Source organism: Paenibacillus solani, from assembly GCF_001277345.1.
Classification (GTDB): Bacteria; Bacillota; Bacilli; order Paenibacillales; family Paenibacillaceae; genus Paenibacillus_AQ; species Paenibacillus_AQ solani.
This window is the reverse complement of record NZ_LIUT01000001.1, coordinates 2,354,248-2,376,230: the sequence shown is the minus strand read 5'-3', so window position 1 is coordinate 2,376,230 and position 21,983 is coordinate 2,354,248. Positions and strand designations below refer to the sequence as shown.

Sequence of the window (21,983 nt, the reverse complement as noted above, 5' to 3'; positions counted from 1 at the left end):
GATCTTCGGATAACTTCTTCGGAAATTTTCTTAATAAGCAAGGGAGTATAACAGTATGAAGGATGAACCGGTTTTTGACTTTCAGCAGGCCATCGACGCTCTTCGGGAACGGTTTGAGTTCGATCTTGTATCGATCGCTTTCGTCCAATCGGCAACTGACCAATTTGTTTTAACATGGCAATATGCCTCAGGCAACTTAAATGAACGTTATAAACGCATCGTTTTGCATTCAGGTAAAGGTTTGGCCGGAATCGTATTCAAAACAGGGAAACCTGTGCTCATTCAAAATGTGGCCGAAGAACTTGACCCCAATGATTTATTTAACTATCCTATTATCGCAGCGGAGCAGCTTCTTAGCGTAGGCGCCGTTCCATTATGGAAGGATAGCCGCGTTGCGGGTGTGTTGTTAGCAGGTTATCGTCAGGAGAACCGGTTAACCTCTTCCCGGCTGCATGAATTCCAGCAGGAGATTGAGCCGTCCATCGGCCCATTTCTCACCAAGGAGTTGGAAGAATATGATTCAATTCAATGATACGGATAAGCATGATCTGTTGAAGAAAATGTATGAAAACAGCATGGAGGCTATCTTCTTCATCAATAATGAGGGAGAGATATTGGATATGAATCCTGCTGCGGAGAATATTCTTGATCTTGATGTGATCGAAGGTATTCATAAAGGAAATAAAATATCGATCTGCCAAACTTGCGCGGGCTATACGAATGAGGAAGCGATGATGTCCTGCCTCAATTGCTTTGTGGGGAATACGAAGGGAGACTTTTCTTCTTTTCAGGTCTACCTGAATACCCGGGGGCAGGGGATTGTGCCATATGCAGCCAGCTTTCATACCATTGATGAGGCAGAAGGTGTACGTGTCTTCATGCTGCTCAACCTGACGAAGCAGTACCGGACTCAGGAAAAGCTGTATAAGACGAATATGACCAAGTACGTAATTAAAGCGCAGGAGGACGAACGGAAGCGGATTTCCCGTGAACTGCATGACAGTGTAGCGCAGGAATTGCTGAGCTCACTCGTTGATCTGCGCGTATTAAAATATATCAACGCAGATGATGCGGTGTTGAACAAGGTTAAGCAAACAGAAGCCTCCTTAACCCGATTGTTAGATGACATCCGGCATATGGCTGTTGAATTACGACCGGCATCTTTGGATGACTTCGGATTGGAAGCAGCCTTTCGTTCCCATTTCAAATGGATAGACAAAAATTATGGCCTTGTAGTAGATTTCGTAACAGAGCTTTCTTCGGCCCGCTACAGCAATGAGATCGAGACGGTGGTCTACCGGATCTGCCAGGAAGCGGTGCTCAACGCCTTGAAATATGCCAATACGGATGAAATTCATGTGCGACTGTTCGAAGGCGAAGGGGATCTGCAGCTTATTGTGGAGGATGAGGGTGCCGGTTTTCAATTGAATACAAGGGACCCTAAAGGAACGGGACTCGGTCTGTTCGGCATGCGGGAGCGGGCAGAGCTGGTACATGGTCAATTGATGATCAAATCGGAGGTGGGGGCTGGAACAACCATCCACCTGCGCATTCCTTTACCGCCGATGCAAAGCGAGGAGGGAAATAATGAATGAAAATTGTCATTGCCGATGATCATGCCGTTGTACGCAGCGGATTCTCCATGATTTTGAATTACCAACCCGATATGGAGGTTGTAGCCACGGCAGCCGACGGGATTGAAGCGTACCAGATGGTAGCCAAGCATCATCCTGACGTGTTATTAATGGATTTAAGCATGCCTCCAGGCGAGAGCGGATTAATAGCGACAGGGAAGATCAGCAGCGACTATCCGGATACGAAGATATTGATTCTCACCATGTATGATGATGAAGAGTATTTGTTCCATGTTCTGAAGAATGGGGCTGCAGGTTATGTGCTTAAGAATGCACCTGATGAGGAGCTTCTGTCTGCAATTCGCACCGTTCATCAGGGCGGAACTTATATCCACTCCAAGATGGCGACCTCCCTTGTAAGGGAGTTTATTAAGAAGGATCAGGAATCGCGCGATACCGATCCATTTAATCTTTTAACCAAACGTGAGATCGAGATTCTGCCTTTGGTTGCTAAGGGCTACGGGAACAAGGAAATAGCGGAGAAACTGTTCATTTCCGTTAAGACCGTCGAGGTGCACAAGGCGAAGATTATGGAGAAGCTAAACCTAAAAAGTCGACCGGAATTGGTTGAATATGCTCTTAAGAAAAAGCTGCTCGATATTTAACGCATATATAGGGATTTCCTCTTTCGAATAAGGGGATTTCCCTATTATTTTTTTGTCTTCATACCACTTACAATAGAGATGGGAATCAAGATGTTGTCTATCAAGACATGTTGAATAGGTGATGTGATGATGAAAAAAATGCAACTGCCTTTGCAAACGCTGAATTTGACGCTTGGTTTTATGGTATGGGTTATCATTTCTGCGCTATTGCCTTTTATTAAAGAAGATATTCCCATTCCGACTGAGCGATTGGCGCTATTAACGGCCATCCCGGTCGTGCTGGGATCGATTCTAAGAATTCCGTTTGGCTATTATGCCAATGTGCTGGGAGCCCGCAAGGTGTTTCTGGCGAGCTTTATCCTGTTGCTATTTCCGGTATTCTATATTAGCGAGGCATCATCTTATACCGATCTGGTGATCGGTGGTCTGTTCCTCGGTATCGGCGGCGCCGTGTTTTCCGTGGGTGTAACCTCTCTGCCGAAATATTATCCGAAGGAAAAGCACGGGCTCATAAATGGAGTATACGGGCTCGGCAACCTGGGAACAGCGATCACAACTTTTACAGCGCCTTTAATTGCTGCGACTGCGGGTTGGTCCTTCACAATCAAGCTGTTCATTGTACTTCTATTAATCTTCACGGCTTTAAACTTTGTGCTCGGCGATCGTAAGGAAGCCAAAGTGAAGACGCCGATTATGGATGAAATAAAAGGTGTTTATAAGAACGATAAATTGTGGTTATTCTCTCTATTTTACTTTATTACTTTCGGCGCCTTCGTCGCTTTCACTGTATATTTACCGAATTTCTTGGTCTCGCATTTTGAACTGGATAAGGTAGATGCGGGTATGCGCACAGCCGGTTTTATCGCGTTGGCTACGTTTTTGCGTCCGGTGGGCGGCTGGCTCGGAGATAAATTCAAGCCATTGTTCTTACTGATGGGAGTATTCTCGGGTCTCACAATATCGGCTATTCTGCTTGCCTTCTCACCATCGATCGGATTATACACATTAGGCAGCTTGACGATCGCGGTGTGTGCGGGTCTCGGTAATGGGGTCATATTCAAGCTGGTCCCTCAATACTTCAGTAAGCAGGCTGGTACGGTGAATGGAATCGTATCGATGATGGGTGGTTTAGGCGGCTTCTTCCCTCCGCTGATGCTATCGGCCATTAATTCGATTACGGGGCAGTATTCGATTGGCTTTATGGCTCTGTCCCAAGTCGCGCTTGCCAGCTTGATTCTCGTCATATGGATGTACTATCAAGATCGACTTGCCCTATCGGATGAAGTATTCCGTTCCACGGGTCAAGGAATTCTGGTCACTGATCAGTCGGGAGTCATTCGAGCGGTAAACCCGGAATTCACGCAACTTACGGGTTATTCGGAGGAGGAAGTCGTTGGTCATAAACCGAGCATTCTAAAATCGGGTAGGCAGTCTGGCTCATTCTACGCTGATATGTGGAAGATCATTACCCGGACCGGCCAATGGCAAGGACAGATTTGGAATCGTCGGAAGAATGGTGAGGAATACCTGGAACTGCTGACAATCAATGCGGTTCGAAACGATGCGGGAGAGGTCATTCGTTACGTAGGATCGTTCAGTGATATCACAACAACCTATTGATTGGTTGTGGAATCGCTGTGAGCCTTTCCATCATCAGATGGAAAAAAATCTGATTTCGGGTCATGCAGGAAACTTGCTTAGCATGAACGTCAAGGGAGGCAAATAACTTGGAGCATCGGTATTCCAGGCAAGTGTTATTTAAGCCTATTGGTGAAGCGGGACAGACGCGCTTATCTAAAGCGTCAGTGGCGATTATTGGCTGTGGGGCGCTGGGTACAGCCGCTGCTGAAATGATTGTCCGGGCGGGTATTGGAACGCTCCATATTGCCGATCGGGATGTAGTTGAATATTCCAACCTGCAGCGGCAGCAGCTTTTTACGGAAGCAGATGCTGCAGGTATGATGCCGAAGGTGCATGCAGCGAGGAATAGACTCATGGAGATTCGGTCAGATATCGAGCTGTATACGTATTTCGAGCATGTGGACGAAGCTCTGATGGAAGATTTAGCGGGGCAAACAGATCTGATTATCGATGCGACAGATAATTTTGAAACTCGCCTCTTAATTAATGATGCCGCCCATAAATATGCAATTCCTTGGATTTACGGTGCATGTGTGGGAGGTGCTGGTACGGTATTTGCCTTTGCGCCGGGAGAATCAGCCTGTTTTCGGTGTCTGCTGCCCATACTTCCGGTAATGAATGAGACATGCGACACGGCGGGCATCATCGCGCCAGCAGTACAAATGACAGCATCCTGCCAGTGCGCGGAAGCGCTGAAATGGCTGACGGGCAACCGGGAAACTATGCGTAAGAAAATGTATAACTTTGATCTATGGCACTCTGAACAGCTGGAAGTTGGAATTACGCGTATTCGCAACGAGAACTGTGAAACATGCGGAAACCATCCTACATTTCCGTCACTTATCAAGCATGAGCAAATGAAATACGCAGTCTTATGCGGACGAGATGCCGTTCAGATCTTAGCCGACCATGGCCGCAGTCTTAGCTTGGACGATGCGGAGCAGCTTGCTGGAAGGCTCGGTTCCAGGTGCAAGAGAACGCCCTATTTTGTGGAGTTTTATGCGGAAGGATATCGCATGGTGCTATTTAATACTGGCAGGCTCATTATCCATGGGCTGCGTGATGTAAATACTGGACGGAGCCTGTATCACAAGCTGTTCGGGTAAGTCAGTTTATTGAGAACCATCTATATGAAAGAAGAGTATTGTTGGTAATTTGTTCCCTTCTGGGTTCAGACAAATGCTGTCACTTCAATAACTTGAGGTAACGTGATCATCATACTTTCTTGCAAGTCTCTTTTTTATCGTACATTGGGCTTGTGATCGTTTATAATGGAGTAGATGTTCCATTGTGGGGATAGGCGAACTTTCCAAAATCATGTGCACGAGTTTTTGATCAATCAATGGATGCTAGATTATATAGAAGGTGATCAATAGATGAAACCATATGCAATTGTAGCGGAGCCCATTAATGTCCAGGATTACATCGATTATGTTCTGCATCCGGGGGCAGGGGCGGTGACCACGTTTACGGGTCATGTCCGTGAATGGACGCATGGAGTCAGAACCTTGTATTTGGCTTACGAGGCATATGTACCCATGGCAGAGAAGAAGCTGGCTCAGGTAGGCCTTGAGATTGAAGAGAAATGGCCAGGTGCACGCGTGGCGATTGCCCACCGGATCGGTGAACTGCATATTTCGGATATTGCCGTTGTGATCGCGGTATCATCGCCGCACCGCAAGGCAGCATATGAAGCTAATGAGTATGCGATTGAACGGATTAAGGAAATGGTTCCGATCTGGAAGAAGGAAATATGGGAAGATGGCGAGGAATGGATAGGGGATCAGAAGAAGAAGCCTAGTCAGGGGGAAACGATGGTATGATTCAGGTGTATTATTTTGCAGGCCTGCGTGATGCTGCCGGAAAGGCCGAAGAGACGATTGATCGAGCAGAGTGGAAGGTGCAAGAGCTTCTCGATTGGGTAGAAGAAGCCTACCCGGCGTTTCGAAACAAGACGGTATTTGTTGCTGTGAACGAGGAGTATGCCAGCCGGGAAGATGTTATCACTTCCGGTGATATCGTGGCCCTTATCCCACCGGTCAGCGGCGGATGATGAATACGCTTGGAATCGTTCTGGCAGGTGGATTGTCCAGTCGCTACGGTTCCCCCAAAGCTTTCGCCCAGGCGGACGGCATGGCTTATTACGAGATTGCGGTCCATGCGCTTAAAGGTATATGTTCGCAAGTTATCATTGTAGGGCGTGAGGAACACCGGGAATGTTATCATCCAGAAATGAGCATGGTGACGGATGTTGAACCTTTTCGCGGATGTGGACCACTCGCCGGTATCTATTCAGCGATGACGATCTCCCCCGCTTCGCGGTATGCTGTATTACCCTGCGATATGCCTAATATGCGTCCTGAAGTGATGGAAACACTTGTGAAATATTGTGCAGATGAAGATGTGATCGCTGTACAAGCAGATGGTGTGTACCATCCGCTGGTTGCCATTTTTGATCAACGATTAAAGTCTGCGATTCGCCAATCGCTGGAGCATGGTCAATACAGTGTGATGAAATTACTAAAGCAAGTTAAGACAACATGGATTCAAGCAAACGAATTAACCGTGAATACAGAATTGGTGTTTCGGAATATGAATACGCCGGGATAGCATGACAAGAGAGGAAGAGGATATATGACAACCATACCCATGCGAGATCAGCTGCAACGACCGATCCGCGATTTGCGCATATCCGTGACCGATCGCTGCAATTTCCGCTGCACCTATTGCATGCCGAAGGAAATATTCGGCGATGACTTTCCATTCCTCCCGAAACAAGAGCTGCTGTCTTTTGAGGAGATCAGCCGTGTCGCACGGCTGTTCGCATCGCTTGGAGTGAAGAAAATCCGTTTAACCGGCGGTGAACCGCTCTTGCGAAGAGATCTGCCGGTGCTTGTAGGTATGCTTACTGAGGTTGAGGGAATCGAAGACATCGGACTGACGACCAACGGACTTTTACTGAAGCAGTATGCCCAGCCATTGTATGATCAAGGTTTACGCCGACTCAACATTAGCCTTGATGCACTCGATCCGGAGCTGTTTGCCAGTATCAACGGCCGCGGGATTAAACCGGATCTTATTCTGGAGAATATCAAGCATGCTCGGGATATAGGTTTTCAGATCAAAGTCAATATGGTCGTGCAAAAAGGCATGAATGATCAGGAAATACTGCCCATGGCGGCTTATTTTAAGAAACAGGGAATAATGCTGTGTTTTATCGAGTTTATGGATGTGGGCAATGACAACGGCTGGAGCTTTGAGCGTGTCGTCACGAAGAAAGAGATTTATGAACGAATGGCCTCTTCTTATGAATTAGAGCCGCTTGAGCAGCATTATTATGGAGAAGTTGCGAAGCGTTATCGATATAAAGACAATGGTGCAGAGGTTGGCTTTATTACTTCTGTATCGGAATCATTCTGTTCATCATGTACACGAGCCCGATTATCTTCGGACGGAAAAATGTATACCTGTCTGTTTGCTTCACAGGGATATGATGTGCGTGAACTTGTTCGCGGCGGGGCGACAGATGAACAGATTCTGGCTGCGATTCGCGGCGTATGGGAGAAGAGAGCGGATCGTTACTCTGATGAAAGAACGGAGCAGACCGCGATCCGGCGCAATAAAATAAACATGTCCTATATCGGCGGGTAGATGTGTAACCCTTGAGAGGAGTCATGAGTTGTGAAGAAGCAGGGAATGGTCATTCCCCATGAACATGGTGGGTGGGCGATGGTCAGCATTCCATTCGTGATCGGTATGTTATCCGGTAAACCGAATTGGATGCACGTATTCTTATTTGTAGCATGGCTATTTCTTTATTTGTCATCCTATCCGTTTCTACAATCGTTAAAGAAGCGTGCTGATCGAGCCCGCATGATCAAGTGGGGGGCAATTTACGGGGCGATCGCTGTTCTAAGTCTGATTCCACCGCTGCTGACATTGCCGCAGCTTGCCTTATTCGCACCCATTCTGCTCGTGCTTCTCATGGTCAACATATGGAACGTTAAGCGGAAGAAGGAGCGGGCAGTATTTAACGATTTATGTGCAATTCTCATATTTTCGTTAGGGGGCGCAGCTGCCTATCTGCTTGGCGGAGGAGGATGGGACCGTATGATGGTTCTCATTATCCTGTACAATGTTCTTTATTTCATGGGGAGTGTTTTCTTTGTCAAGTCGGTATTTCGCGAGCGGAAGAACAAACGCTGGACCGTTTATGCCAAAAGCTATCACATCATCTTGTTGGTAGTGCCCTGGATTGTGGGGAATCCCTGGATGGCAGTTGCCTATCTCTTCTCGCTGCTCCGTACCTTCCTGTATGCCGGACGAGTCATACGTCCGATGAAGGTGGGGATTATTGAAATCATAGGCTCCATTCAATTTCTGATACTTGCGATGTTGTGGTTGTAGAGTGATTGTGAAAAAGTCTTGAACATGTTCTTACGAAATATTGCCGCGCGGCAGTAACTTCGACAAGGCTCGGTATCTATGATATGATGTATGAAACCCATGGGCATTCCACTCTTTTTTGAGTGGGGTGCCTTCGTCTGTATTTCCGGGTTTTTTACATTTAATGTATGGCTAACTATCTGACAGGATTTGGAGGGTCGTGATGCTATGTTTCTCTATTTGTCCCCTGGCAGGGGAGGTTCTGGGGTCGCTGTTACAGCGCTAAGATCACTCATATAAAGGAGAGGTAGAGCATGGCTACATGCATTCATACTGAAAGACGTCCGAGATTGAATTCTTCCGGACTGCGTAATTTGCGTCAAAAGGGGCGTTTGCCCGGGGTCGTATTTGGAAAGAACGTAGACAACGAGATCATACACATTTCCACCATAGAATTTGAGAAGTGGCTTAAAAAAGGGGAGTCCGGGTTCATCGAACTGAAGATGGATGGCGACAAGTCGCTGACCGTATTGCTGGAGGATCTTCAGCGGAACCCTGTGACCGGAGCTCCGGTACATGTTGATTTTCAGCTTGTACAAACGGGCGAAATTATTCGTACGAAACTTGCGGTGAAGTTCATTGGTACTCCTGTTGGGACGAAGACGGGGGGCGTCGTGCATATGCAGGACCCTTTTGTGGAAGTCGAAGCATTGCCGAAGTACCTGCCATCTTCCGTAGAGCTGGATATCAGCGCGATGGAAGTGGGAGATACACTGTTTGTGAAGGATCTGGATTTGCCGTCTGAGCTGACGGTTATTTCAGGCGGGAACGAGCTTCTTGTATCCGTGGCGAAACCATAGTTTTCATTACGAACAAGTTCCCATTATATAAAAGCAACCTTGAAGGTTACATATAGATTAGTTTTTCTTACTTATTGAGTCCGGTCCTGTACCGGGCTCTTTTTTTATGACAAAAGCTCTTCTATTCAGCAAGTTCATCGTTTCCCTTGGCCTGCTTATGGGCAGAATAAACTTAATCTCTTTTGTAAACCCGCTAAGACGGCATCTGGCATCTCCCTGACCGCAATATCTTCACCTAGAAAAAGCAGCCAATTAATGATTTCGGATAATTCTTCTGCGTGATCCACATGGATAAAAGTTTTAAGAATGGCAGTGGTTTGGTAAGGATTTGTATAGGCAATTGAAAACTTTAAAGGATGGTATTTCTTGAACTGGGCAATCGCCTTAGATCCAAGCTCAAGGACAAGATTAGTGGCTTCTTCCTGTTTGCTGAGCTGTTCTAAAATCTTTTTCTTGCTTACTTTTTTTTTCGTCTGGAATCGTTCTACATGGGTGAGATTATCGACAGGAATAATCCGTCTCTTTTCTTCCTCCAAGTCAAAACCTTCAATTAACCATAAACTCTTCTCCCGATATAGGTGCAGGAGATAAATGGGATACGATTTTATTTCTTTCTCTTCTTGGATGGAAACCAATAAACAGCTGTCGAGCAGAATAATTTGGATGAGTTTTTCTAGCATCGGATGGGGCAGGTCTGACAGATCAAGCAAGTCGGGATTATTGGGATTGGTCCCTTCGAACAGTAATATTTGATTTAAAAGAACAAGGGCATCTTGCTGGTTTTCTGAGATAAGCCCAAGTAACTTTTCAGCTAAAGAATGACGACTCTTTAAATAAGGGAGCTGTTGATTTCTTGTAGCCATAAAGGCAATAAACAAAGCTTTAATTTCAGTGTCAGTAAAGCGGACTGTGGGCAGGACGGAGTTATTCATGACAAAATAACCGCCATCCCGCCCAACTTCAGCGACAAGCGGCATCCCCATAGCTTCGATCTCCCGGATATCCCGAATAGCTGTCGAACGAGAGATGTTAAATTCTCGCATGATTTCAGAAATGGAAAAGTGGGCACGGTTGTTGATATACCGCATGATGACATTAATCCGTTCAACTTTTTTCATAGGGGCCCCCTAAACAGTATCATTTTTTGACATGATTTAAGGATATTATAAACCTATCAAGTGAAAAGACAAATCATTTGGTAAATTTAAAACAAAGGAAGGTTTTGAACATGGCAGAATATACGCTTGAAGAAAAAGACAGCTTTATCGTATTAGGAATTGGAACTGAGCTTAAGAGCCATTACACAGACTATGCTGGTATAAACAAGGAAAAGGCAGACTTTTGGTCGGCAGTCAAAGAAGATGGAACGCTTGACACTTTAAAAGGTGTGGCCGACAATGACTACATTTTCGCAGTGAACGAAGCGGTGAATAACAAGATGATGTTTTATGCTGGTGTCATGTCTAAGGCATCGTTACCGGAAGCCACCAGAGTCATTCAATTTCCTAAGGGGGAATATCTTGTCGTCAAAGGGGAAGGGAATTCTGCCGAAGAGTTGAGCAACAAGCTGACTGGCATTGCATTTGGTCAAGTTCTGCCGGAAGCTACAAATTTCGCTTATGTTGGTGGGCCGAATGCAACCGTTGAAATGGAACATCAGAATGGCTTGGTCATTGGTGAATTATGGATTCCAGTCGTAAAGAAATAATGAATTAATAATGCATTCAAGGCGAGTTTTACGCGAAGTACGATTAAGAAGTAAAACTCGCAAAACTTTTAGGAGGAATGATTGAACATGTCCTATATCGTTGACTTTAAGAATGTGTCTACAGCTGGTTTAGAGTCATCGCCTGTAGCAGAGGCTCTTGCTGGTTTACGAGCGAATGAAGCCCGTTATTTTATGAACAAATATAAGCATGAATTTACAGTTGTACCCGCCAGTGAAAGCCAAGAGACCCTTGATTATGTTAACCGCATTTTGAAAGAAGAACGTGATCTTGCGTTTGCGGCAAAACCATTAGAAACATCCCGTTTTCAAGTGGAGAACATTCAATTTTCCTATGTTTTTTATGAGGATGGTCTCGGACTCAATGTCATGTATACGGTTGATGATCCTAAGAAGCGGGCCGTTGGCTTTAAGCTTTCGGAAGGGATGGAGGTACCCGAGGAGCTGGAAGGGAAGTTTAAGTTTGCAAGACAGAAGTCTAAATTAGCCGGAACCATTCGGGGCTCGTTCTTTGTAATAAAAGGAGAGTATTAAGATCGAAAGTTCATAGCATACGTGGTATTAACGCTGCGCAAAGCGTGGATGACGAGAATATGATGGGACACAAGTCGCGAATGGAATCGCGGCTTTTTGTTATTGAACGATGGAAGCCTTGTCACCAAACTGAGGACAAGGCTTCCGAGGAAGATCAAATGAGATTGTGTTCGGATAGGATAGCGGAATAGAAGGACAGTAAACAGTTTATAGGGATTTACTCAGTCTCTTCCAGAATAGCCGAGAAGTAATCATTTACATGCTTTACGAGATTCAGCATGCGCTCATTGAACTGATTCGAAGTAATACTGCCTTTATTGTAATCATTTATCAGCTCTTTGACGGTTGAAGTTTTAAATTTGGTGATTTCTTTTAAATCGTTATTGGCAGCTTTTTTCAGCTCAGCAGTCTTGATACTACAGGCTTTCTTAGCTTCACTAAGACTCTTCTTGGACTTATCAAGTGCTGTCTTGGCTTGGTTTAGTGCTGTTTTGTCGGCCTTGGATTTCTTGAGATTATTGTAATTCGTTGTTAATTGCTTGTACTGGCTCGAGAGTGAAGCTACGTTTTGGCACACTGGAGCTTTAATTTTGCTTATGTTGCTCTTCACCTGTTTCAGCCTGACATTGTACTCCTCGAAGTAGATTTTGTTTACCTCGGAAGTAGACATTTTGACTTGGGGGGCGGCCAAGGCCTGCGATGGCAGAATAAATAATGCCAACATGATGAGTAGGGCTAAAGTCTTTTTCATATGTAGTACACCTCTAATAAGTAGTACATATATCATATCCGATAATCTTGAGCTGAACAATCTCGAAATGAACAAGATTTACTAACAAATTCTATTCGAAATCGATAGAAGGAGAGGCAACTCAGAGGAACACCGACATACTGATGTCCACATTAGACCTGTATTATCAGATGTAGGAGGGAGAACAACACGCAAAATCGGATTAATTCGGATAGATGACGATGAAACCTAAATCATCAAGGAGGAATATATGAAATACGCTTATGTTTATGTACTGGATACGATGGCCGATTGAGAGCTTGGTTATGTCATTGCAGAGCTCAACTCAGGTCAATATTTTAAAAATCGAAAGGGGCGTATCCCCGTTAAAACGGTGGGCGCTACCAAATCTCCCATAACAACCAAGGGTGGAATGACGATCCTGCCTGATACAACGATAGAAGAGATCACCCTTGAAAGCACCGCTATATTGCTCCTGCCAGGGGCAGACCAATGGCATGTTCCCGAACATACACCCATTGTTGCAAAAGCAAAACAACTGCTTGATGCAGGCGGCAATGTTGCTGCAATATGCGGAGCAACCGCTGCGCTCGCCAATGCCGGTATATTAAATCATCGTCAACATATGAGCAACAGTCTGGAGTATTTGGCTATATGCTGCCCCGCATACGAGGGCGCTGCTTGCTACAGAAATGAGAAGATCGTTGTAGACGGCAACCTGATCACGACCAGTGCTGCCGGCGGATTATTACTAGCACGCGAGGTTATTAAGCTGTTGGATTTGTTCCATCATGAAACATTAGAAGCGTGGTATCGCTACTTCCTGACTGACGATTCTCAATATTACGATGTCATGATGCAGACCATGCAAGGGAGCGATTCATCCCTCTATAATTAATCCATAGACCCGAGATCATCGTGCAATCTGCGCAGGCGGTAAGCATTCATGGCGAATTCACGCAGCTCCTCAAGAATGGAGTAATTTGCCCATGCACCTGCGATGGCACCGATGCCTGGCACCATCTGCAGCATTTTCCGAAAGTCCATGGCGTCGCGATACTCGATCTGAAAGGTCTCCCAGTCCATATTCTTGGAATACTCCGCTTCAGAATGCCATTGCTCCTTCTCAATATGCCAACGCTTGATAGAATCGAGCAGACGGGCACGGTTTTCCGGCCCAGAGAAAGTCATCTGAAATACCTTAAGAATAAATACACGCTCGGAGAAGTGTTTGGTGTCATAACCATAAACATGTGCCATCTCAAACAGAAATTTCATTTTGATGGCAATTAGTGCCGGGAAATCGACCATGCTGAGCATCATGCCGCCAGCTCCCGTACCAGCGCCTTCGGCGACCGCGATTTTTTGATAGAGGGCAAATAACTCTTTAGCTTCTTGGTCAGCGGACTCCAGCTGTAGTCTTTTTTGCACTGGACGGCTAGGCGTATATTCCGCACCGAAGAGAGCTGTGCGCACGATTGATCGAATGGTGGTCGTAATGATGCTATGCACTTTCGGCGGAATCCAATGATTGATCCGACTGCCGATGCTTTTCGATGTTTTTTCCAGCCATCCTGGCGGTTTGAACAGGGTTTGTTCCCAATCGGCAATTTCCTTCTGTATTTCTTGCTCATAATTCATGATCAATCGCTCCTCCGTAAATCTTCCCTTTATTGTACGAAAATCTCCGGCATTCGAAAACCGTCCTCGGCAGGTAGCGAACCTCGACTAAGGTCCAGTTTTTATTGAATCCATTTTTGAATCCATTGTGCAGTTATTTCCGGGTGAGAAATAGGAAATTGATGTCCTAACGGTAAGTGAGTGATTGGTTTGCGGCTCCATTCATCCGGAACAGAATACTCCAAATCTTTATCTCCCCAAAGGATGTTGAGCTTGTTCAAATCAATCTCGTCAGGATTCGCTTGAATCGAATGGGGGGTTGAAATAGCAGCCATAACTTCCGCTGAAGATGTTCTAACTCGAGGCGACTCCAAATCTTCCATTACGTAATTTAAATAGGACTCGGGGATCTCCTTCTCATTTACAAAGCTTCCGTTTGCCAAGAGCCTTCTTTTGAACATCGATTCATTCATCAGTGATAAAAAGAACTTTGTTACTTTGGGAGAACGATATATGTAAGGTGCTGGTTGTAAGACCGGTTGTAAGAGAATTAACTTATGGAGTCTCTCTTGAATTAGTCCTGCTGCTTGTGCTGCGACCAATCCCCCAAAAGAGTGTCCAACCAAGATAACCTGTGATTGAAAGCTAAGGATCAAATCAACAACGGAATTAATGTAACCAACCATCGTTTGGGGATTGTGGTGATAAGGTGTACGCCCAAAACCAGGCAGATCTACAAGCCAAATCGGCCTTTGAGGCAAGGAGTTTGCCAATGGAATGAGGCAATCCGCCCCAGAAAATGTACCATGGAGCATGATAATCGGTATTCCAATTCCCTCCCTAACTAGTGCAGTCAAATTCCCAATTCGGCTATTGTGGAATCTATCGGGGAGGGTTGAATCCTTATGGGATAAACGATGGTCCAAGTCAGTAATAACAAATGGCAGGATAGTTTGTTGAAGCGATACATTCAAATTGTGTTTAACACTCATATCTGTTTTTGACTTGGTAGGGAAATCTGGTTTCACAATAAAATCCATGGAGGCTTCAGGGATTTTCACTAAGTTCCCTCCTCCCAAACGAAGTAAACTTTTCATTAATTTTAGTGAAACTGCGCCTACAGGAGGTTTTACACGAACTTCTTTTGCGATTGCTGTAACGAGTTCCTTCATATTAGGGGTATTATATTTCTCATCCAGCAAAAAGTACGTGTTGTTTTCTGGCTGATCCTCCTCAACTAAGGCAGAAACCAAAGAAGCAACATGATCCACATGAACCATAGGAATCCAGTATTCTTTTCCTCCAGGGACGAGAGGCATTAGTTTTCTCCTCGTGGAATCGACCAAAATACTTAAACCGCCGAGCTGCTCTGTCTTTCCCGTTACGGAATCTCCGATTACGACGCCGGGGTTAACGACAGACAAAGGTATGCCTAGATCACGCATGGTTTGTCGAATATACATATCCGCTTTGAATTTCATTTGTTCATAGGGTGGGGCTTTCTCTAGATGGAAGCCCGTCTGATCGTCTGAGAAATTCTCCTCGTTATAAGGGCTCATAAATCCGACTATGTGTATGAATTGCTTCAAAGCTTTTTTCTGATGAACCAATTGAGCAATTGCGGCGATTTCCTTGGAGGCTTGTAGAAAGACCCGTTCTGCTGTGCCTTGATCCAGTTCTATATTCATAGGGCCACCTGCATGAATAATGATATCGGCATCCATGACAAGGTGTAGGTCATTTCCCTTTAAACCCAGGTTCGGCTGTGTAAGGTCGCCCAAGACGGGAACCACATTTTGTTGTCCAGTGGGCACTAAGGAGTCTACCAATTTATTGAATTTGTTGATGGAACGAACTAAAACAATGGTGCGATGATGTTTTGGAATAAGCTTTATGATCTGTTTTCCGATAAAACCTGTCCCGCCTGTCAAAAATATATTCATGTTATAAATTTACTCCTTTGATATAGTACTGATTAGTACTAGTAATGAGAAAAAAATTACTTCTTTAGCAAAAATGCTACAGAAGTAAGGATATTATTTAACAACAAGGGGTTGTTTGTGGCTTTGGTGAGGAACAATCCTCCTTCTATGGAAGAAATAATCAATGCTGCTGTTTGTTTGATGGGGGTTTGTTCCGGTAATTCTTTATTTTGAATGGCTTCCGATAACAGTTGTTCCAGTAAAGTGGTTTGATGTTCGAAGAAATCCTTAACCATTTCCTGAACTTTAATCAAGTCATTAGAAACTTGAGTATAGAAGGTAATAAATGGACATCCCGCTAAATAATCAGTTCCAGTATTATCTTCAGCTATAACATTGATGAAACTTCCTAGCTTGTCAATGACGGACAAGTCCGTTCGCGCCAGTACGGTGTCAATCCGTTCTTGGTAATGAATCATAAACTGGCTCATAATTTGTAGCAACAAATCCTCCTTACTTTTGAAGTGATAATAGATGTTTGTTTTTGAAACTTTAGAGTGGTCAACGATTTCATCCATGCTTGTTAGCTGATAGCCTTTTGTTAGGAACAAATGTGCGGCAACTTGTAGTACGGTATCACGATTCGATTTTCTTTTTCTTAGTTTTTCCATACTAGTACTATATAGTACTAGTTCATGAGTGTCAACTAGATCCCATCACATATCTAATGATAATTCCCCTGAATACAGCCATCCGAGGAAGTAGCCTTAAACAAAGATACAGTATCGCATAGAGGATAGACAAAAAGGGAATATTCAACTCAAAGGCTATCGTAAGTTTCTAATACGAGAGGAAAGCGATTTAAATTTTGTCTTGACGAAAACCATTTTCATGATTAATATTGTTGTGAAAATGATTATTGGAAGGTGGTCGCCTAAGTGAAACGTTATTTTGAGAAGGCGCAGAAGTTTGGTAAGTCCTTCATGCTTCCGATTGCCGTACTTCCGGCTGCGGGTTTATTATTAGGCATCGGCGGAGCATTATCGAATGCGAATACGATCAAATCGTATCCATTTCTGCAAATAGAATGGCTGCAGCAAGTATTCACCGTCATGAGCAGCGCCGGAAGCATTGTATTTGATAATCTGGCATTGATCTTTGCTATTGGCGTGGCAGTGGGGATGGCAAGAGCGGATAAAGGAACGGCAGGATTGGCTGCGGGTTTATCCTACCTTGTCATGAATGCATCCATCAATGCCATGCTGGTGAATACCGGGCAGCTTGCTGTAGATAATCTCGCAGGTGCGGGACAGGGAATGGTCTTAGGGATACAAACGTTACAGACAGGCGTACTTGGAGGTATCGTTGTTGGATTGGTTACAGCATGGCTGCATAATCGGTACAACAAAATAGAGCTTCCTCAGTTCCTCGGATTTTTCGGCGGTTCACGATTTATTCCGATTGTTTCGTCCTTTGCCGCCATTTTCATTGGAATCGCTCTATTTTTGATCTGGCCAACAGTCCAGCTCGGGATCTCAGGGCTTGGAAATCTGGTCGACAAAACCGGTTACATTGGTACTTTCATCTATGGGTTCTTATTACGGATGCTTGGACCACTTGGACTGCATCACATTTTCTATCTTCCTTTTTGGCAAACCGGAATCGGCGGCATTATGGAAGTTGGCGGTAAAGTTTACGAAGGGACGCAAAATATCTTTTTCGCACAACTAGGGGATCCGACAACCGAGAAATTCTTCTCCGGAACATCAAGATTTATGTCAGGCCGTTTTATTACGATGATGTTTGGACTCATGGGTGCAGCACTGGCTATTTACCATACGGCTAAACCGGAACGTAAAAAAGTGGTTGGTGGGCTGATGTTATCTGCCGCTCTGACTTCATTTTTAACTGGAATTACGGAGCCTTTGGAGTTCTCCTTCTTGTTCGTAGCTCCAATCTTGTATGTCATCCACGCCGTATTTGATGGACTGGCGTTCATGTTGTCGCACATCTTACAGATTACCATCGGTCAGACGTTCTCCGGTGGACTCATCGACTTTATCCTGTTCGGAATATTGCAAGGCAATGATAAAACGAATTGGATATGGGTACCGATCATCGGTGTAGTATGGTTCTTGTTGTATTACTTCACATTTAGAATCTTGATCGTCAAGATGAATCTGAAGACGTCCGGACGCGAGGATGAAGCTGTTGCTGATCAAGAAGCAGGTATGAAAGAAGATAGCAGCGCATCTGCGCAAACCGGAAATGCCAGATCGATTGCCATTCTGAATGCTCTTGGAGGAAAGGACAATATTACAGATTTGGACTGCTGCGCTACACGGCTTCGAGTGTCCGTCGTTGATAAAGATAAGGTGCAGAAGGATGCATTTACGGAAACTGGAGCAAAAGCGGTTGTGTTTGTCGGGAATGGTGTACAAGTGATTTACGGACCGCAGGTAACCGTGATCAAGAATGAAATTGAAGAATATTTGGAAACGGAGTAATTGTAATGATGGATATAGACAAATTAGGCTTAAAAGGCGGTCTTGTTGTATCATGCCAAGCTTTGGAGCATGAGCCGCTGCACAGTCCGTATATTATGAGCAGAATGGCGGTTGCAGCTGCACAAGGCGGAGCCATTGGGATTCGAGCGAACTCGGCACAGGATGTTAAAGAAATTAAAACCCAGGTCGATTTACCCGTAATTGGGATTGTAAAAAGAAACTACGGAACCAACCCGGTATTTATCACGCCGACCATGCGCGAAATTGATGAGCTTGCCGAGACAGGGGCAGAAATTGTGGCCCTTGATGCAACATTGCGTGAAAGACCAGACGGCAAGACATTGAAAGAGTTGGTCAGCGATATTCGTAGCAAGTACCCTCATCTCTATCTGATGGCAGATATCTCGACAAGAGAGGAAGCCATATATGCGGAACAACTCGGTTTCGATTTGATATCCTCTACGCTTGTTGGTTATACAGAAGAGACGGCGGGGCAGAAGATTTATGCTCAGGATTTTGCCATACTGAAAGATATTGTGTCGCATGTAAAAACTCCGGTCGTTGCGGAAGGGAATGTGATGACTCCGGAAATGGCGGCAGCTTGCCTTAAGGCTGGGGTGTATTGCGTTGTTGTTGGTGGAGCGATCACTCGTCCGCAGCAAATCACGGAACGTTTTGTGTCAGAGATATCGAAGTTAAATCCGGCAACTTCCGGAAAATAAAATCATGAAAGAAAAGACAAACAGCCAACTTGATCAAGTTGGCTGTTTTGTTTTGTCATTCTTCCGAGTACAATGCATTGAGGGTTTGCTGCCGTGCCTGTAGCAATTTCTCATCTTCAAGTAAGAGAAGGGACACGACGTCCAAAATATAAATAATAGCGAGTTGGCTATTGATGAAATTCACGTCTCCCGATCGGCCGATATCCGGAGTAAACAGGCAAATATCCGAAACTTCAGATAGAGGGGTATGGTCAAAATTTGTGATCCCAATCGTCGTGGCGCCTCTTTTTCTGGCTTCCTCCATAGCGTGACTCACCTCTGTAGTAAGTCCGGAGTTAGATATCCCAATGACAAGATCATGTTTCCCTAGAAGGGAAGCGCTCATCATCATCATATGTGCATCCGTTATGGCATCCACGACGATATTCATCCGGGAGAGTCTGTATTTAAACTCCAGGGCGGATAGCCCTGAACTTCCAAGCCCGTATATGTAGATTCTGCGCGATACTTTAATGAGTTTAACGACTTCTTCAATTCTTGAGGTATCTAGCATCTCCGCCGTAGCATTGACAATATCGTTATATAGATGTTGGGTCTTCATAAAAAAGTTCGCATCATTACGAGGTTTTTGCACCTCACGATTCAGGCGGATTTTAAATTCGACAAACGTATCACAGCCCGCTTTTTTGCAAAATCGAGTGATCGTCGATGTTGAAGTATTTGTATGCGCAGCTAATTCTTTAATATTGATATTGTTAATGGATGATCGATTACGCATGACATAATCAGCAATTTCTTTTTCTTTCGCAGAAAAACGTTGATATTCAAGCTGCAGTATATCAATTACACTGGACGACATCACATAAAGCCCCATTTCAAATATGTTTGTTATAGGGTCTATTCTACCAGCCAGCCGCCTCGAAGTAAAAAAGCAGATGGATTTAGCATGATCTGAAATAGCATTTAATCTGACAGCAAAAAGCGCCTCAAGTAGCCGTCAATAACGAGAGAATCCGCTTCGTTGGCTCCGATCCCAAAGCAATGTCCCCACTTAGATTCAATGAGTTGATACGTAGCATTCGGCATATGTTGAACGTCATACGCACTGTCCTCTGGGGTGAAAAACAAATCGCTTGAACCCGGCATAACGAGTGCAGGGGAGGTGATTTTGCGTAATGCCTGTTCGAAGTTACAGCGGTCCACTGAATTATCACTTATGTCTCCATGTATTCCTGTACGCAACATGGCAATCAAGTCGTTAGCATCGAAAGACAAAAATACCTGATCCCAGTAATCTTCTACATAAGACTTCAAGGAATAGTAACCCTCAGAATGATACAAATTCTCCAAGTAGTACGCCTGCGAAAATCCCCAGGGAGCATAGGCTCTTCCCATCGCTGCGAGACCGGCAACCGGAGGATGCTCATACTTTCCTTTTCTAAAATTCGTGTCCGCTTGCAGTGCCGCTATCATTCCTTCAAATACGAGCTGTGCATGTGGTCTGGTCTTTGCCGTTCCGCCAAACGGGGCAATACGTTCGACCATTTCAGGATAACTCGTTCCCCATTGAAATACTTGCATAGCTCCAAGGGACCAGCCCACAACGAGTTTGATTTTGTTAATACCGAATTGCTGAGTGATTAGCTGATGCTGAAAGCGTACATTGTCATACATGGAGATGAGAGGGAAATCCGCCTTGTCAAATGGAGCGGGCGTATTGCTGGGCGAAGACGACAATCCATTCCCCAACATATTGGGCACGATGATAAAATACCGATTGGGATCGAGCGCTTTATCCTCACCAATCAACCATTCATTATCAGTGTGCCGACCGGCAAACCAAGTCGGGTATACAATGACATTGTCTTTCTCTGCATTTAAGGTTCCGTAGGTCTTGTAAGCAAGAAAAGCTTGAGGGAGTTGCTGGCCCGATTGAAGCAAGATATCTCCAAGATGATATGTATCATAATCGTTCATAGATGGATGCTCCTTCAAAATAAAATGAGTAATAACTTGATTTTCACTCTACAATACGCATATCATCAAATCAACGAAACGTTTTTGATCGATACATTCATTTTTTTTGAACGAAGAGGGTGCTAAACTTATGGAAATACGACAACTAAAAACATTCTGCACTCTTGCAACTACGAGAAGCTTTAGTCAAACTGCTGAACTATTGAGTTATGTTCCTTCAACCATAACCATGCAAATAAAAGCACTGGAAGAAGAGTTGGGCGTGAAATTGCTGGATCGTTTAGGCAAGAATGTCGTTTTAACGGATGCCGGTCGCCAATTCTTGCCGTATGCCCATAAAATATTGAATGATGTTGAAGAGGCAAAAAGTGTATCCAGTCAGCTTGGAGAATTGGCTGGAACTGTTGTAATAGGAGCAGATGAAGTTCTTTGCGCATACTTCCTTCCCCCCTTGCTCAAACATTTTCGTGATCATTATCCAGACGTTCGGCTTTTGTTCCGTCCCTTGTCTGGCCATGAGCTTAAAGAAAGTCTGAGAGAAGGGCTTGCTGATATTGTTTTTGTATTGGATGAAACCGTTGCAGCCAAAGACCTTCATTCAGAGTTTTTGAAGGATGAGTCATTTCAAATGGTGGTTTCTCCTGATCATCTGCTGTCATCCCGTTCCCAGCTGGTCCTTGATGATTTTCATGGAGAACATTTTTTGTTGACCGAGAAGAGCTGTTCTTATCGCTCTCATATTCACCAGTCCATCTTGAAAGAAGCCAACGCCTTAAACGAACTAGAGTTTCACAGCGTAGAAGCGATTAAACAATGTGTCATGGCGGGCCTTGGGATTGCCCTGTTGCCAGAAATGGCTTTAAAGGATGAGTTGAGAGAGGGGGAGTTGGTTGCTTTACCGTGGGATTTATCAAGTATTTCATTTTCGGCGCAAATGCTTTGGCATCGTGAAAAATGGATTTCTCCTTCGATGGCAGCCTTCATTCATGCAGCAAAGTGTAAATTACAAACTAAGTAAAGTGACAAAAATGTCATGCGAAACTGAATAATGTCATGTTAATCGATGGGAAACCTATGGATGTCCCCCTTATACTGGAA

At 44.6% G+C, this 21,983-nt stretch carries 24 protein-coding genes; 17 read left to right on the top strand and 7 right to left on the bottom strand.

The features are described from left to right. Positions 1-55 precede the first annotated feature (55 nt). The 11 genes from AM231_RS10590 to AM231_RS10540 all read left to right on the top strand — a co-directional run bounded on the left by AM231_RS10590 (position 56) and on the right by AM231_RS10540 (position 9,126). Complete coding sequence (locus tag AM231_RS10590; protein ID WP_054402581.1) at positions 56-532, top strand: GAF domain-containing protein; 477 nt, start codon at positions 56-58, stop codon at positions 530-532. Further along, complete coding sequence (locus AM231_RS10585) at positions 516-1,595, top strand: sensor histidine kinase (RefSeq protein WP_054402580.1); 1,080 nt, start codon at positions 516-518, stop codon at positions 1,593-1,595. The genes AM231_RS10590 and AM231_RS10585 overlap by 17 nt, the downstream gene beginning before the upstream one ends. Next, positions 1,592-2,239, top strand: coding sequence for a response regulator transcription factor (locus tag AM231_RS10580; RefSeq protein WP_053493131.1), 648 nt, complete (start codon positions 1,592-1,594; stop codon positions 2,237-2,239). The genes AM231_RS10585 and AM231_RS10580 overlap by 4 nt, the downstream gene beginning before the upstream one ends. 126 nt (positions 2,240-2,365) lie before the next feature. After that, positions 2,366-3,859, top strand: a complete 1,494-nt coding sequence (locus AM231_RS10575) for an MFS transporter (protein WP_054402579.1) — start codon at positions 2,366-2,368, stop codon at positions 3,857-3,859. Between the two features lie 107 nt (positions 3,860-3,966). Beyond that, positions 3,967-4,986 (top strand): ThiF family adenylyltransferase, encoded by a 1,020-nt coding sequence (locus AM231_RS10570; protein ID WP_054402578.1) that lies wholly within the window; start codon positions 3,967-3,969, stop codon positions 4,984-4,986. A 270-nt stretch (positions 4,987-5,256) separates the two neighbouring features. Continuing rightward, complete coding sequence (locus tag AM231_RS10565) at positions 5,257-5,703, top strand: molybdenum cofactor biosynthesis protein MoaE (RefSeq protein ID WP_054402577.1); 447 nt, start codon at positions 5,257-5,259, stop codon at positions 5,701-5,703. After that, a complete protein-coding gene (gene moaD, locus AM231_RS10560) occupies positions 5,700-5,933 on the top strand; it encodes a molybdopterin converting factor subunit 1 (RefSeq protein WP_053493135.1) in 234 nt (77 codons plus the stop codon). Before AM231_RS10565 ends, moaD begins: the two co-directional genes overlap by 4 nt. Beyond that, positions 5,930-6,490 (top strand): molybdenum cofactor guanylyltransferase, encoded by a 561-nt coding sequence (gene mobA, locus AM231_RS10555; protein WP_053493136.1) that lies wholly within the window; start codon positions 5,930-5,932, stop codon positions 6,488-6,490. Before moaD ends, mobA begins: the two co-directional genes overlap by 4 nt. Positions 6,491-6,514: 24 nt before the next feature. Beyond that, positions 6,515-7,531, top strand: coding sequence for a GTP 3',8-cyclase MoaA (moaA, locus tag AM231_RS10550; RefSeq protein ID WP_054402576.1), 1,017 nt, complete (start codon positions 6,515-6,517; stop codon positions 7,529-7,531). 30 nt (positions 7,532-7,561) lie between these two features. Continuing rightward, positions 7,562-8,287, top strand: coding sequence for a YwiC-like family protein (locus AM231_RS10545; RefSeq protein ID WP_054402575.1), 726 nt, complete (start codon positions 7,562-7,564; stop codon positions 8,285-8,287). Between the two features lie 293 nt (positions 8,288-8,580). Beyond that, a complete protein-coding gene (locus AM231_RS10540; protein WP_054402574.1) occupies positions 8,581-9,126 on the top strand; it encodes a 50S ribosomal protein L25 in 546 nt (181 codons plus the stop codon). 155 nt (positions 9,127-9,281) lie between these two features. Here AM231_RS10540 and AM231_RS10535 read toward each other — a convergent pair whose 3' ends face one another. Next, entirely contained in the window at positions 9,282-10,244 is a 963-nt protein-coding gene (locus tag AM231_RS10535; protein ID WP_054402573.1) for a helix-turn-helix transcriptional regulator, read from the bottom strand. Between the two features lie 110 nt (positions 10,245-10,354). Here AM231_RS10535 and AM231_RS10530 point away from each other — a divergent pair, with 110 nt between their 5' ends. Together AM231_RS10530 and AM231_RS10525 are read left to right on the top strand one after the other, a co-directional pair. Then, positions 10,355-10,834, top strand: a complete 480-nt coding sequence (locus tag AM231_RS10530) for a GyrI-like domain-containing protein (RefSeq protein ID WP_054402572.1) — start codon at positions 10,355-10,357, stop codon at positions 10,832-10,834. 87 nt (positions 10,835-10,921) lie between these two features. Then, complete coding sequence (locus tag AM231_RS10525; RefSeq protein ID WP_053493142.1) at positions 10,922-11,386, top strand: hypothetical protein; 465 nt, start codon at positions 10,922-10,924, stop codon at positions 11,384-11,386. 217 nt (positions 11,387-11,603) lie between these two features. On the opposite strand, the gene AM231_RS10520 is transcribed toward AM231_RS10525, so the two are convergent. Next, positions 11,604-12,137, bottom strand: a complete 534-nt coding sequence (locus AM231_RS10520; RefSeq protein WP_054402571.1) for a hypothetical protein — start codon at positions 12,135-12,137, stop codon at positions 11,604-11,606. A 310-nt stretch (positions 12,138-12,447) separates the two neighbouring features. Between AM231_RS10520 and AM231_RS10515 the strand changes: the two genes are divergently transcribed. After that, on the top strand, positions 12,448-13,035 hold the full coding sequence (locus tag AM231_RS10515; RefSeq protein WP_341271619.1) for a DJ-1/PfpI family protein: 588 nt from the start codon (positions 12,448-12,450) through the stop codon (positions 13,033-13,035). Here the strand turns inward: AM231_RS10515 and AM231_RS10510 are convergent. From AM231_RS10510 to AM231_RS10500, 3 genes are all read right to left on the bottom strand, one after another. Further along, positions 13,032-13,778 (bottom strand): EcsC family protein, encoded by a 747-nt coding sequence (locus AM231_RS10510; protein ID WP_054402570.1) that lies wholly within the window; start codon positions 13,776-13,778, stop codon positions 13,032-13,034. The two genes, AM231_RS10515 and AM231_RS10510, sit on opposite strands and share 4 nt — an antisense overlap. A 101-nt stretch (positions 13,779-13,879) precedes the next feature. Next, positions 13,880-15,700 (bottom strand): alpha/beta fold hydrolase, encoded by a 1,821-nt coding sequence (locus AM231_RS10505; RefSeq protein WP_054402569.1) that lies wholly within the window; start codon positions 15,698-15,700, stop codon positions 13,880-13,882. 56 nt (positions 15,701-15,756) lie between these two features. Then, entirely contained in the window at positions 15,757-16,350 is a 594-nt protein-coding gene (locus AM231_RS10500) for a TetR/AcrR family transcriptional regulator (RefSeq protein WP_082341595.1), read from the bottom strand. A 267-nt stretch (positions 16,351-16,617) separates the two neighbouring features. Here AM231_RS10500 and ptsG point away from each other — a divergent pair, with 267 nt between their 5' ends. Together ptsG and AM231_RS10490 are read left to right on the top strand one after the other, a co-directional pair. After that, positions 16,618-18,186 (top strand): glucose-specific PTS transporter subunit IIBC, encoded by a 1,569-nt coding sequence (gene ptsG / locus AM231_RS10495; protein WP_054402567.1) that lies wholly within the window; start codon positions 16,618-16,620, stop codon positions 18,184-18,186. An 8-nt stretch (positions 18,187-18,194) separates the two neighbouring features. Next, positions 18,195-18,908: an N-acetylmannosamine-6-phosphate 2-epimerase gene (locus AM231_RS10490; RefSeq protein WP_106406087.1), complete on the top strand. Its 714-nt coding sequence runs from the start codon at positions 18,195-18,197 to the stop codon at positions 18,906-18,908. Positions 18,909-18,963: 55 nt separating this feature from the next. On the opposite strand, the gene AM231_RS10485 is transcribed toward AM231_RS10490, so the two are convergent. Next, positions 18,964-19,767 (bottom strand): MurR/RpiR family transcriptional regulator, encoded by an 804-nt coding sequence (locus tag AM231_RS10485; protein ID WP_242615115.1) that lies wholly within the window; start codon positions 19,765-19,767, stop codon positions 18,964-18,966. Between the two features lie 104 nt (positions 19,768-19,871). Continuing rightward, complete coding sequence (locus tag AM231_RS10480; RefSeq protein WP_054402564.1) at positions 19,872-20,885, bottom strand: alpha/beta fold hydrolase; 1,014 nt, start codon at positions 20,883-20,885, stop codon at positions 19,872-19,874. A gap of 130 nt (positions 20,886-21,015) precedes the next feature. Between AM231_RS10480 and AM231_RS10475 the strand changes: the two genes are divergently transcribed. Next, entirely contained in the window at positions 21,016-21,903 is an 888-nt protein-coding gene (locus AM231_RS10475) for a LysR family transcriptional regulator (RefSeq protein ID WP_054402563.1), read from the top strand. The last annotated feature ends 80 nt before the right edge of the window (positions 21,904-21,983 follow it).